The organism is Streptomyces sp. NPDC002676 (assembly GCF_053592455.1).
Window position 1 is genome coordinate 89,616 of record NZ_JBSFVT010000022.1, and the last position, 13,332, is coordinate 102,947.

Consider the following 13,332-nt stretch of genomic DNA (forward strand, 5'->3'; position numbering starts at 1 on the left):
CCCGATCCCCATGCTCAGATGGCCTGCCATGGCGTGGACCAACCGCATTCTCCCCGGCAGTTCCGCCCATCGTCGCACCAGGCTGCTGCTGTGGGGAGCCATGGCGGTCATGGCCCTACTCCTCACGGGACTGGGCTGGATCGTCGCCACAGGCCTGCTGGTTCGCGACGAACTCGCCGAGGTCCGAGGCGAGTTGACAACACTTCGCAGCTCGTTGACGGCGGCCCCCGGGACAGACTCGGGGGCAGGGCACAGTGCGAGCCGCAGCGAACTCGCCCGACATGCCGCTCGCTCCGTGGCGGAACGGGCCGCACGCGCGCACTGGCTCACCACCGGACCGGCGTGGTACCTGGCAGCGCATCTGCCTGCCATCGGCGGCCCCTTCCACACCGTACGCGGGACAACCGACGCGCTGGACCGGCTGGCCGGAAAGGCGCTGCCCGCCGTGGTACGCACCGTCGGCCGCCTCAAAGCCGACGCCGGCGGCAGCCATGTCAACCTCTCGGAACTACGCAGGGCCGCACCGGACCTCGAGCATGCGGCACATGAGGTGGCCATGGCCCGGGCGGAGGTGGACGGGCTGCCGCAGCGGACCTGGCTGTCCGCCGTGGACCGGGCCCGAGGCCAATTCCTCGGCGGGCTGGACCGCATGGCGCCCGCCATGGACAACGCCGCTGCCGGCGCCCGCCTGCTGCCTCCGATGCTGGGTGAGGACGGCCGGCGCCGTTACCTCCTGGTGTTTCAGAACCCCGCGGAGGCACGCGCCACCGGCGGAATGCCCGGTGCTTACGCCGTGCTGACGGCCGACAGGGGCCGGCTGGCACTGCCGGAGTTCGGACGGGACACCGACATGGCGACCGCCCGGCCGGACATCAACCTGGGTTCCGAGTTCGCGGCCATGTACGCGCAGCACGATTCTTTGCACACCTGGCCGAACTCCAACATGAGCCCCCACTTTCCCTATGCCGCGCGCATCTGGTCCGCCGCATGGCACATCAAGAGCGGGGAGCGTGTCGACGGTGTGCTGTCGTTGGATCCGGGTGCGCTCGCCAGACTGCTGGCGGTCGTCGGGCCGACGCGGACGGCCGAGGGCACACTCGTCACCGCGGAGAACGTGGTGGATCTCACCGAGCGGGCCAACTACGCGATGTATCCCGATCCCGTCAGGCGCAAGGCCTTCCTGCTGGACGTGGCCCGCGCCGCTGCCGGGCGGATGCTGGCCGCCGCCGGCGATCCCCAGCGGCGGCCCGCCCTGCTTCAGGGTCTGTACAAGGTGCTGAGCAGCGGACAGATGACCGCATGGAGCGTCCATGCGCAGGAGGAACAGGAGTTGGCGGCGCACCCGGTCGGTGGCATCGTGCCGCAGGGGCCCGAGCCCTACGCCGGACTGGTGCTCAACAACGCCGCCGGCACCAAGCTGGACTACTACCTCGACCGCGCGCTGGACTGGTCCTCCGATCGCTGCACCGCCGCCGGCCGCAAGGTCACCGTCAAGGCGGTCCTCACGAACCGCGCGCCGTCCACAGGCCTCCCCGCTTACGTCACCGACCGGCTGGACAAGCCCGCTCACGCGATTCGCGAGGGTGACAATCAGCTGCTGGTCTCCTACTTCGCGACCGCAGGGACGCGACTGGTCGGGGCGACCCTGGACGGGAGGCCCGCCCTCGCGGCCCCGGGCATCGAGCGAGGACACCCGGTGTACACGCTCAAGATCGAGGTCCCCGCCGGCAAGACCCGGACGGTGACGCTGAACCTGCTGGAGCCCGTGTCCGATCGAACGCCCACGGTCCTGCGCCAACCGCTGACCCGCCCGCTGCGGGTGACGGTGCGCCCCGGGACGGGGTGTCGGGACATGACACGTAGAGCTCACCGGGTGGCGTGAGGAGCAGGACTCTGCGAGTTACGCGCTATGCGCCGATTGCATCAGTATGGTCCCTTTCCGGATACGTTCGGTGATCCATTTACCTTTCCTCGCCTTTCAACCCAGACAGGGAGGGCCCATGTGCGGTGTAGCAGGCATGGTGTCAACGGCGTCACCCGATCCGGCAGCCGTCAAGGAGATGTGCGACCTACTCGCCCATCGCGGCCCGGACGGTGAGGGCTTCTACACCGATGACCACGTCGCCCTCGGCATGCGACGGCTGGCCATCATCGACGTCGAAGGGGGAGACCAACCGGTCTTCAACGAAAACCGCGGCGTGGTCGCGGTTTTCAACGGAGAGATCTACAACTACCCGGATCTTCGCAGAGAACTGCTCAGCCGCGGTCACACCTTCCACACGAACGGCGACAGCGAATGCATCGTCCACCTGTATGAGGAGTACGGCGAAGACCTGGCCCGCCATCTCCGCGGCATGTTCGCTCTCGCCGTCTGGGACACGGGCAGACAACGGCTGCTGCTGGCCCGCGACCGCGTCGGCAAGAAACCGTTGTACTACCGGGAAACCGCCGGTTCGCTTGCCTTCGCCTCCGAACTCAAGGCGTTGAGCACCGTCGCCGGCAGTCGCCGCGAAGTCGATCCGGAGGCCCTCCACCACTACTTGACCTACCAGTACGTGCCGGCACCCTGGTCGATCCTCCGCGGTGTCCGCAAGCTGCCACCCGGCTGCCTGCTCACCTGGCAGGGCGGCCAGGTACAGGTACGCCGCTACTGGACGCTCGACTTCTCCCCGGCCGCGGTCGCCGACGAACAGGAGGCGGCCGAACGAACCCGGGAGCTTCTGCTCGAGGCGACACGAATTCGCATGATGTCGGAACGGCCGCTGGGAGCCTTTCTCTCCGGTGGCGTCGACTCCTCCGCCGTCGTGGCAGCCATGGCGCGGACTTCCGGAAAGCCGGTGAAGACATTTGCCATCGGTTTCGAGGATGCCCGGTTCGACGAGCGGGCGCACGCCCGGGTCGTGGCACAGCAGTACGGCACCGATCACCACGAATTCGTCGTGGACGCCTCGGCGTTGGACATCCTGCCCACGCTCGCATGGTATTTCGACGAGCCGTTCGCCGATTCCTCCGCCATTCCCTCTTTCTACGTGGCCAAACTGAGCCGCCAGCACGTGACGGTGGCCCTGAACGGCGATGGCGGTGACGAGTCGTTCGGTGGTTACACGCGCTATGCCCGCGCGGCGCACATGGAACGGTTCCGGGTTCACCGAGCCGCACACCCGGCCCTCAGGCACCTGGGCCGAACCCTCCTCGCGTCCGGTGCGGCCGGTTCACGCCGGCGGCGGGCCGGCCTTGCCCTGACCATGCTGGGCGAGACGTCGCAGCGTCGCTACGCCCGGATGATGTCGTACTTCATGCCGGAGCAGAAGCAGGACCTCTACACGGAGCAACTGCGCGAGGCGACGTCCGGAAGCGACAGCTACGACCTGTTGGAGCAGGCCTTCCGCGCATCGCATGCGGTCAGCCGGATCAACCAGCTGATGGATGTCGACGTGAACAGCTACCTTCCCGGTGACCTCCTGGTGAAGGTGGACATCACCACCATGGCCAACTCCCTGGAGGCCCGGTCGCCGTTCCTGGACCATCACCTCATGGAGTGGGCGGCACGGCTTCCCGCGGAGCTGAAGGTGCGGGGCGGCACCACCAAGTACCTGCTGAAGAAGGCGCTGGAGGACTGGCTCCCCCGCGAGGTGCTGTACCGGCCCAAACAGGGATTCGGGGTTCCGATGGCTCAGTGGCTGCGTACGGATCTCAAGGACGTGGCATGGGACGTGCTGACCGACCGGACGGCGGTGGACCGGGGGTTCTTCCGGCCTGACGCGGTCAGAACCATGCTCGTGGAACACGAGGCCGGAGCAAATCACGCGCGACGGATCTGGGCACTGATGCAGTTCGAACTCTGGCATCGCAGGTTCGTCGACCAGCCCCGGTCCGAGCTTCCCCGGCAGATGTCCGGAGTCGACGAGGCGGCCCGATGAGCCCTCTCGGGTCGGCCACGAGACGGCTCTCGACCGTGGTGATCGGCCGGGTGGGGCTGCTGGCCGCGGGGCCGGTCGCCGTGTACCTGGCGCTGTTCCACGGCGCCGCGGCCGCCGCCGCGGCAGTGGCGATCTGTTTCGCCGTCGTGGTCTGGCCGCGGCCGGACGTGGCGCTGCTGATGCTGCTCGCGCTGGTGCCGGCAGCAGCAGCCGTCGATCCCGGCGGTGCGGTGCTGAAGATGGTCCTGGGCGCCGTAGCACCGCTGCTGTTCCGGATCGTGTTGAACGGCGTGTGGCCGCGCCTGGACCTGGTGCTGATCGTGCTCATGGCTGCCGCGGTCACGGTGAGTTGTCTGCTGCCGGAGGAGCATCTCCCCGTCGAGCGGCCGTGGACATCATGGACTCTCCTGCTGGTGGGGCTCTGCCTGCTCGCGACCTCGATCCTGGCACCTCCCGATCCCCGGCGCATCGCGCAGGTCGTGGCCGGGTCGGGGGCGGGGGTCGCCGGATACCTCCTCGTGCGCGGGCAGTACGCCTCCGACCGTCTGATCGGTCTGGGCCTGAATCCGAATTACCTGGGTGCCGCTCTCGCGCTCTCCCTCGTCGCCATGGTCGGGCTGGCACGGTTCGGCCGCTGCTGGCCGTGGCTTGCGCCGGCTGCCGTCTGTGCCTTCGCGCTCCTGCAAACGCGGTCCCGAGGGGCTTTGGTGATGGCTGCGGCGGGTTTGGCCTGTGTTCTTCTCGCCCGCCGTCGACTGCGGTACAAGCTTCTGATCGCGCTTGCGATCGTAACTGCGGTGATCGCGCTACCGGGAACCATGGACTCGGTGGAGGGCAACCTGCTGGGCGGCAGGACCTCGACCGAGCTCACCGCCAACACCGAGGTGCGCAAGGAGGCGGCCGTGCTGGCCATGCGGGTGGCACTCGACCATCCGTTGCGCGGCATCGGGTACACGATGTTCCCCGAATACGCGCGGGCGTCCCTGGGGGTCTTCATCAACACCCACAACGACTACCTGAGGCTGGCGGCCGAGGCCGGACTGGTGACTCTCGCCCTCCTGGTGGCTCTGCTGTGGCTCGGCCTCACCCGCCGCTACACGGCTGATCACGCCCTTCTCCAGGCAATGTGCGTGTCGTATGCGGCCGGTTTGCTCTTCGCCAACGCCCTTACGGACCTGGTGATTTCCACGCCCTTCTGGATCTCGCTGGGCTGTCTGCTGGCCCGGGCGGGACGCCGGAAGGCAGATCCCGCAACCCTCCCCGTCCCGACGTAAGGAAAGTCGAATGACCAACTGCGAGACCGAGATCAGCCAAGGCCGGCGCTTCGCGTTCGGCCGGAACTGGCTCCGATTCGGGCAACTGATCGACGAAGAACGCATCGCCGGCGCCAGGGAGTCGCTCGAGGCGGCTCTCGGCGCCACCGATCTGACCGGACGTACCTTTCTGGACATCGGCTGCGGAAGCGGACTCTTCTCCCTGGCAGCCCTGCGCATGGGTGCGCGGGTGCGGTCGTTCGACTACGACCCCGACTCGGTGCGGGCGGCGGAGAAACTGCGCCAGGAATGCGCACCGGACAGTGACTGGAGCATCCAGTGCGCTTCCGTCCTCGACGCGAAGTTCGTACAGCGGCTGGACCAGGCCGACATCGTCTACTCGTGGGGCGTCCTGCACCACACCGGCGATCTCTGGGCCGCGATGGAGGCGGCATGCGGCCTCGTCGCTCCTGGTGGAACGCTGTACGTGTCGATCTACAACGACCAGGGGCCGGAGAGCCGGGTCTGGATGTCGGTAAAGCGGCACTACAACACCTCGGGGGCGGTGGCGCGCGGCCTGCTGCTGACCGGCAGCCAGCTCTACCTCAGGAGGAACTACCCGCTGCGTGCCGCAATCAGGCTGGCCAAGCGCGCCCGGGGCGCCTCGGACGGGACTGTCCCCCGGCCCAGGGGCATGTCACGCAAGCACGACCTTGTCGACTGGGTGGGAGGCTACCCCTTCGAGGTCGCCGCGCCCGAGGAAGTGTTCTCCTTCTGCCGCGAACGTGGCTTTGAACTGCGCCACCTGAAGACCTGTCGAGGGGGGATCGGCTGTAACGAGTTCGTGTTCACCCGCGAGTCCGTAACCGGCGGATGAGCCTCGATCGGTCGTGGGCGGGCAGGGCAGTCGCATGGATCAGGTGACCATGCGCTGCCCGGTCGCCGTCCACAGGCCGGCGAAGTCGTCGTACACAGTCATGACGCCCCGCCGATGCGCAGTACTTTGAAGCGGCGTTTCACTTCCATCGTGAAGCGTGTCGTCTCGGCGCTCGTCGGGAGCAGACATGTCCAGCCGAGTCCGCTCCTCCGGCTGAAATACACGACCTGGATGACGACCAGCGTCCCGTACGCCACGGTGGAGGCGATCGCACAGCCGACCGCACCCCAGACGGGAATCAGTACGGCGTTCACCCCCACGTTCATGACGAGAGCGGCCAGCGAGGGAAGCACGACGACACGCGAGGACCGCTGTCGCAGCAGAAACGTGGACAGCGGCTTGGCTGCCGACAGCAGGAGGACTCCAGGGACCAGCCAGGCGACGAGCGTGGCCGTGTCCTCGTACGCGTGGCCGTACAGGGGGGTGATCAGAGCCGACACCGCGGTCACTGTCGTCACCGCCGACGCGACGCCCAGCAGCACCATGAACCGGATGATCCGCACCGTGACCAGCGCGGAGCCGCTCACATCGCCGTCGAACTGGAGAGAGAGCGTGACCTGCGCGAACACATCAATGGCCAGTCGGCTCAGGTCAGCCAGGGTCACCGCGAGTGTGTAGATCCCGACCTCGCGCGGGCCACGCAGAGCGTTGAGCAGGAAGACGTCCGACCGGAGCAGCAGGTACGCGGCCGCGGAACCGGCGTGGAGCCTCAGGCCCTTGGCGCAGGTCGCGATGGCGAGACGCAGGTCCGGCCGTCCGAGGGTGACCCCTCTCGCAGAGATCAGCACCGCCAAGGAGGCGGCCATCGAGAGGACCCACGCGACCACCACCATCCGGACGGTGAGGCGTCCCGTCACCCCGAGGACGACCAGGCACAGGCACTGGGCGACCGCGCCCGCCAGCATGGCGCGTCCCGCCGCGCCCGTACGTTCACGCAGGATGCTGATGTTGGTCCCGTAATACACGCTCATGCCCAGAGGCACGCCCACACAGGCCGTTGCCAGGAGCCACGTGTCCGGGACGTTGGCCCTGCCCTGGAACATCAGGTCGAGCCCGATCGCCACGGCAGCCGCAGCGGTACCGAGGAAGAGCCCGAGCGGAACGCTGTTCGTATCGAGGGAGGACCGTTGCCCCTCCTGCGACCACATTGCTGTCTGCGCCTGATCGACGGACAGATGGCCCAGCGTCATCGCGGCCGTGGCGACCGTGACGGCCATGTAGTAGGTGCCGCGCCCCTCGGGGGGCAGCACCCTGGCCACGACGATGCTGGCGAGAACACCCATGGCGAGCGTGCCTGCGCGGGCCACCAGCATCCAGGCGAATTGCGGTCTGCGGTCAGCCACTGTGTTGGGAGACCTCCCGGACGGCGAACAGCCCGGCGGGGGCTGATCGGAAAGCGTGCGGTGCCACGGTTCGAAGCGGGCCGGCTCTGCCGGGCCGGGTCGCTCGCCCCCCTACGCCGTCGACCGGCCCACCAGGAGTCGCTGGTAGAGAGCGAGGTACCGGTCCACCATGACCTCGGCCGTAAGGTTGACCATGGCCCACTCGCGTGCCTTCTTCCCGAGGGAAGCCGCGGTTTCCGGGTCGCGGAGCACTTGTCGCAACCCCTCGGCGAGGGCGGCCGGGTCCGCGGGGGGAACCAGCACACCGCGTCCGTCGAGGAGTTCCGGGGTACCGCCCACCGTTGTGGCCACCACCGGACGGCCGGCTGCCATGGCCTCCATGATGGCGTTGCTGGCCCCCTCGAACAGCGACGGCAGGACGAAAGCGTCGGCCCGAGCCAGGAAACGGGGCACGTCGGTACGGGCCCCGAGGAATCGGACGTCGATGTCCAGGTCGTCGGCCAGCTGCTCCAGCCTGGAGCGCTCGGGACCGTCGCCGATGAGGACGAGGGTGCACGGGTCGCCTGTGCGCCGCAGCGCCGCACAGGCTTCCAGAAGGTGTCGATGCCCCTTGTGGACGCCGAGGTTGGCGACGCACAACACCACGGGCAGTGATGTGGCGACCTCGGCGGGTTCGGCGGCCTCGAACTCTCTCGGCCGCATTCCGTTGGGGATGACGGAGATCTTGGCCGCCGGTACCCCTTCGTCGCACCGGACCTCGTCGGCGATCGCCGTCGCGTTGGCGACCACGGAGTCCGTCCATCGTGTGGCGACCCGCTCCAGCAAGAGCGCCAAGGGGTTGCCCTTCTTGTAGTAACCGAGACTTCGCCGCCCCGCCACCAGTACCGGCACACGTGCCAGCCGCGCCGCAGGAGTGGCCATCAGGTGGGCATGCGGCAGGAACGCCTGGACAACCTGCGGCCTTTCTTTGCGCAGGAAGGCAACAAAGCGAACGAAGGCGCGGACATTGCCGAGGAGTGATTTCAACCGCAGGGGCCGACGCCGGAACCCGAGTCCTACCACGGACACGCCGGAGTCCCTGAGTTCCTCCTCGCGCGGCCCCTTGTCGAAAAATACCAGCAACTGGGTGCGGATGCCTCGTCTGCTCAACCCACGGGCGAGCATAACGAGTTGTTTCTCCGCACCACCGAGACCGAGCTGCCCGATCAATAGGACGATGTGAGAGGGAAGTTGAACCGTACGGGTGTCCTCGGCGGTCACAGCCTGAGCTGCTGGTGTTTCGTCAGTCAATGGCATGTGCGGCACACCCGTTATTCCCGTGAATCGTGTACGTGCTGCCATAGCATATGCGGCACATTACTCGAAGCTGCGGTTTTGGCGGCTGCACGTCCGCGTGTCACCTTTCTGATGAAAGGAAAGCCCGTATGAATAATGGACCCATCGTCTGGGGGGTCCGCTGCTTCTACAAGCTGATTGCGCAGCGGCTGGACTGGCGTATGCCGGGCGTGCGCACCCTACGTGCCTGGTGCGCGCAGAAGATCTGCGAGGACGTGCGGGGGCCGGTCGTGATCCACGCCCGAGTCAGCCTGCCGCCGTCCCTGCGACTGGGACGACACGCCGTGATCGGGCAGGGAACCCGGATTCTCGGACTGGGCCGCGTATCCCTGGGCGCCTATGTGAACATGGGGCCGGAATGCCTCTTCATCACGGGGGACCACCCCGTTCCCAAAGCCGGAGAGCACTTCCGTGATCTGGCTTCGGTGCATAAGGACATCGTCGTGGAAGAAGACGTCTTCATCGGCGCCCGGGTGACTGTCCTGCCGGGAGTGACCATCGGTCGGGGCTCTGCCGTCGGGGCCGGAAGCGTCGTGACGAAGGATGTGCCGGCCGAGACCGTCGTGGCGGGGAATCCAGCCAGGGTCATCCGTGCCCGCACGAAGTGAGCGGACGTCTGTCGACTGAGGGGCGACGGCGCCGGACCTGAGGCCCGGCGCCGTCGCCCCTCGGTCATCACTGCTGCGCGGCCCGAGTGCCTGTGGCCGACGACAGCGTGGTGCCCTTCCCTGTTTCCTGTGCTTGTTGCCGTACGTGTTCACGAGATTGCGGCACCGTGCCGCGGGCGCCGCCGGCCACCGACGCCCCGGCCGGGACGTCGGCATACGGAGAAGCCTTCGCGCCGGAGGGAACTGCGAGCAGCAGTCGCACGGCGCCGACGCCCACCGCGCAGGCGGCGACGAGCGCGATGCCGGGAGCGAGCACCCCATGAGTCACCAGCATCGCCGTCAGGCAGCCCGCCACCGCGAAGACGCTGAGGCACCAGGCGACCTGCGGCACCGTCATGCCCAGGCGACGCAAGCGGTGGGCGACATGGTCTGTCCCACCCTGCATCAGGGGCCTCGACTCCAGGTAACGGGACAGCATCACCAGCGTGGTGTCCACTGTCGGGACAAGGGTGGCGAGCAGCAGGCCGACAGGGCCGGAAAGGCCCACGACGTCCTGGTGGACCACCACCGTCGTCGAGGCCAGCGTGAAGCCGAGGAAGAGCGAGCCCGCGTCGCCGAGGAAGATCCGTGCCGGATGCCTGTTGTGGAAGAGGAAACCGAGACCCGCCCCGGCAAGGGCCGCCATCACCGCTCCCAGGCCCTCCGCGCCGCCGGTCAGGGCGGTCAGGCAGAGGAATCCGCCGAGGACGACACACAGGGACGACGCCGCGCCGTCCATGTTGTCCAGCAGATTGAACGCATTCGTCACGAAAACGATCCACACGACGGCGATCACCACGTCGACCGTGCCACCGAAGACGGTGGGATGTCCCCCTGCCAGCACCACCACCGAGGCCGCCGCTGTCTCGACGCACAGCCGAAGCCGCGGGCTGAGCTGGCGCAGATCGTCGATCAGCCCGAGGACGCACATGAGAGCCGCGCTGCCCAGCAGTACGCCGAGATCCGAGTCGAAGTCGTCCCCGGCGAACGCCGCGGCCGTGCCCACGGCAAGGGTGGCGACCGCAACGGCGACACCCCCGAGATAAGGCGTTGGCCTGGTGTGCGCCTTGCGGGCGCTGGGCTGGTCGGTGATACCACGGCGCAGGGCCAGGCGCCTCAGTGGCTCCGTCAGCAGCAGGCCCAGCAGCAGGGCGACGGCGGCCGCGCCCGCCGTCGCCACTCCGGTGCTCACGCCGGTCACCGCCCCGCCAGAGCGGTCCCGGCGACTGGCTGGCGGGTCGGGGGGAGACGTTGCTCCGGGGTGCCCGGCACACGATCCAACTGGTTGCCGCACCGTCCGGCACGGGCGTCCGCGATCGCATCGCTGATGATGTCGGTGAGGGTGTGCCGAGGGCGCCAACCCGTCAGGGCGCGGAGCTTCGTCGTGTCGGGGACCCGTCGCTCCATGTCCTCGAAGCCTGGTCCGTACGCCTCGTCGTACGACACATGCTCCACCTTCGAGGCGCTTTCGGCCTGAGTGATGACCTGCTCGGCGAGCTCGCGGATGCTGATCTCACCGTCCGCGCCGATATTGAAGGTCTCTCCCACCGACTTCGGGTTCTCCAGCAGGAGCAGCAGTGCCGCGACGGCGTCGGCGACATGGAGGAAGCAGCGCCTCTGGCGGCCGTCCGCATGGACCGTCAGGGGTTCGCCGTCCACGGCCTGCATGGCGAAGCGCGGGATGACCATGCCGTACGCCGGACTCTGGCGGGGCCCCACGGTGTTGAAGAACCGGACGACGGTCGACCTCAGTCCTCGCTCCTGGTGGTAGAGGCAGGCCATGATCTCGTCCACCGCCTTGGCCGTGCTGTACGACCACCGGGCCACGGAGGGGCTCCCCAGGATGCGGTCGGAGGTCTCGCTGAGCGGCCCGGACGAGTTCTTTCCGTAGATTTCCGACGTGCTGGCGAGCAGAATTCTACGATTGTGCCGCTGCGCGGACTCGATGACGTTCTCGGTGCCTTTCGTGTTCGTGATGAACGACCTCAATGGCTGCTCGACGATGAGTTTGACCCCAACGGCCGCAGCCAAATGGACGACGATGTCGCACTCTTGCACCAGCTCGTCGACGAGCGGCGCATCCAGGACGGAGCCATGGCGGAATCGGAGGCGTGGGTTCGATCCGTCCTGGGGGAGGTTTTCCTTCCGTCCGGTGGTGAGGTCGTCGAGGACCACCACACTGTGTCCGTCGGCCAACAACGCGTCCACGAGATGGGAGCCGATGAAACCGGCTCCACCGGTGACAAGGAAACGCGAACTTCGATCCATGTGGGGCTTCACTCCGGTTCGGGGGGCGTAGGAATTCCGCGGGGCTCAACGGCTGAGCCAACGTTCACCTATGCGATGAATAGCGGATATTGAAACCTCGTCAGGTGAGGTTGGCCCTCGGCGCGCCTGCCGGTTACGGAATCAGGGTGATACCCGCAAAACACATCACGCAGGTTCTTACCTTAGCGACGCCGCACGTGCGCCAATGGGGATGGCATATGCCATTCCCCCCGAGTACCTGAGGTGATGAGGGTGCAGCAGAGACGCGATGCCGACAGGGGCAAGCTGATCGTCGTGGGCCTGGGCTACGTAGGTCTTCCCCTGGCCATGCGAGGTGTCGAAGCGGGATATACGGTCGTCGGCGTCGACACGGACGAGTTGCGTGTCAAGCGCCTGGATGCGTGCGACTCGTACATCGAAGGTGTCGGCAACGCGCGCCTCATGGCCGCTGTGAGCAGCGGCCGCTTCCGCCCCACCACCGAGTACGGGCAGACCGACGGATTCGACGTCTGCGTCATCACCGTGCCGACGCCCCTGCGCGAAGGCGTACCCGATCTGAGTTTCGTGGAGTGTGCCGGACGGAGTATCGCCCCGCATCTCACCTCCGGCGCCACCGTCATCCTGGAGTCCACCACGTATCCGGGGACGACCGAGAGCCTGCTGCGTCCGCTGCTGGAGGCGGGCAGCGGACTGAAGGCGGGCGGTGACTTCCACCTCGGCTACAGCCCCGAGCGCATCGACCCCGGGAACCCCGACTGGCACCTGGAGAACACGCCCAAGGTGATCTCCGGGATCGACGCGGCGTCAATGCGCAGCATCGAGCGTTTCTACGGCGACATCGTGGAGCACACCGTGCCGGTGAGTTCCTGCCGCACCGCCGAGCTGACCAAGCTGCTGGAGAACACCTACCGTCATGTCAACATCGCTCTGGTCAACGAGATGGCCATGGTGGCAAGGCAGTTGGGGGCCGACATCTGGGAGGCCGTCGAGGCCGCCGGTACCAAGCCTTTCGGGTTCATGCCGTTCAGGCCCGGTCCGGGCGTGGGCGGACACTGTCTGCCCGTGGACCCCTCCTATCTGTCCTGGCAGGTCAAGAGGGTGCTGAAGCAGGACCTCCGGTTCATCACCCTGGCGAACGAGATCAACGACCAGATGCCTGAGCACGTCGTCCGGCGGATCACCCGCGGGCTGAACGAACGCGGCAAGTCGGTGAAGGGCTCACGGGTACTGCAACTCGGCTTGGCCTACAAGAAGAACACCGGCGACATCCGCGAGTCGCCTGCTCTCGTACTCGCCCAGTCACTGCTCAAGCTCGGCGCCCGGCTGGTCGTGGCGGAGCCGCACACCGACTCCTACCTCGTTCCCCCGGACATCACCCGGGTGGAACTCACCGAGGCGGAGATCCGGGCGGCCGACGCGGTCGTCGTGGTGACCGACCACGATGCTTTCGACTACACGCTCGTCGAGGAGGCCGCGGGCTACGTGCTCGACACGCGCAACCGCTGCCGAGGGGAGCGCGTCGAGATCCTCTGACGGTCTCGGCGCCGAGACTGGGCGCGCACCACAGCCCGGCGGCTCCTGGTGTGATCACGCGTGAAGGTGCCTGACTGTCACGGAAGTTGCCGGGAT

Annotated in this window: 10 protein-coding genes; 6 read left to right on the forward strand and 4 right to left on the reverse strand. The window is 67.5% G+C overall.

All coding sequences use genetic code 11. The features are described from left to right. The first annotated feature begins 10 nt into the window (after window positions 1-10). From ACWD3E_RS36700 to ACWD3E_RS36715, 4 genes are all read left to right on the forward strand, one after another. Complete coding sequence (locus tag ACWD3E_RS36700) at window positions 11-1,882, forward strand: DUF4012 domain-containing protein (RefSeq protein WP_451391841.1); 1,872 nt, start codon at window positions 11-13, stop codon at window positions 1,880-1,882. A gap of 118 nt (window positions 1,883-2,000) precedes the next feature. Then, a complete protein-coding gene (asnB, locus tag ACWD3E_RS36705; protein ID WP_451391842.1) occupies window positions 2,001-3,920 on the forward strand; it encodes an asparagine synthase (glutamine-hydrolyzing) in 1,920 nt (639 codons plus the stop codon). A gap of 35 nt (window positions 3,921-3,955) precedes the next feature. After that, entirely contained in the window at window positions 3,956-5,194 is a 1,239-nt protein-coding gene (locus ACWD3E_RS36710; protein WP_451391843.1) for an O-antigen ligase family protein, read from the forward strand. Between the two features lie 10 nt (window positions 5,195-5,204). After that, entirely contained in the window at window positions 5,205-6,050 is an 846-nt protein-coding gene (locus ACWD3E_RS36715) for a class I SAM-dependent methyltransferase (protein ID WP_451391844.1), read from the forward strand. Window positions 6,051-6,148: 98 nt separating this feature from the next. Here the strand turns inward: ACWD3E_RS36715 and ACWD3E_RS36720 are convergent, their stop codons facing one another. Further along, window positions 6,149-7,453, reverse strand: a complete 1,305-nt coding sequence (locus tag ACWD3E_RS36720; protein WP_451391845.1) for a lipopolysaccharide biosynthesis protein — start codon at window positions 7,451-7,453, stop codon at window positions 6,149-6,151. A gap of 111 nt (window positions 7,454-7,564) precedes the next feature. Further along, window positions 7,565-8,794, reverse strand: coding sequence for a glycosyltransferase (locus ACWD3E_RS36725; RefSeq protein WP_451391846.1), 1,230 nt, complete (start codon window positions 8,792-8,794; stop codon window positions 7,565-7,567). Between the two features lie 83 nt (window positions 8,795-8,877). Between ACWD3E_RS36725 and ACWD3E_RS36730 the strand changes: the two genes are divergently transcribed. Beyond that, the gene (locus ACWD3E_RS36730; RefSeq protein ID WP_451391847.1) at window positions 8,878-9,396 is read left to right on the forward strand and encodes an acyltransferase; all 519 of its coding nucleotides are present in this window, start codon (window positions 8,878-8,880) and stop codon (window positions 9,394-9,396) included. A gap of 67 nt (window positions 9,397-9,463) precedes the next feature. On the opposite strand, the gene ACWD3E_RS36735 is transcribed toward ACWD3E_RS36730, so the two are convergent. Both ACWD3E_RS36735 and ACWD3E_RS36740 read right to left on the reverse strand, forming a co-directional pair. Further along, complete coding sequence (locus ACWD3E_RS36735; protein WP_451391848.1) at window positions 9,464-10,627, reverse strand: undecaprenyl/decaprenyl-phosphate alpha-N-acetylglucosaminyl 1-phosphate transferase; 1,164 nt, start codon at window positions 10,625-10,627, stop codon at window positions 9,464-9,466. A gap of 5 nt (window positions 10,628-10,632) precedes the next feature. Continuing rightward, entirely contained in the window at window positions 10,633-11,703 is a 1,071-nt protein-coding gene (locus ACWD3E_RS36740; RefSeq protein ID WP_451391849.1) for an NAD-dependent epimerase/dehydratase family protein, read from the reverse strand. A 246-nt stretch (window positions 11,704-11,949) separates the two neighbouring features. Here ACWD3E_RS36740 and ACWD3E_RS36745 point away from each other — a divergent pair, with 246 nt between their 5' ends. After that, the gene (locus ACWD3E_RS36745) at window positions 11,950-13,236 is read left to right on the forward strand and encodes a nucleotide sugar dehydrogenase (protein ID WP_451391850.1); all 1,287 of its coding nucleotides are present in this window, start codon (window positions 11,950-11,952) and stop codon (window positions 13,234-13,236) included. The last annotated feature ends 96 nt before the right edge of the window (window positions 13,237-13,332 follow it).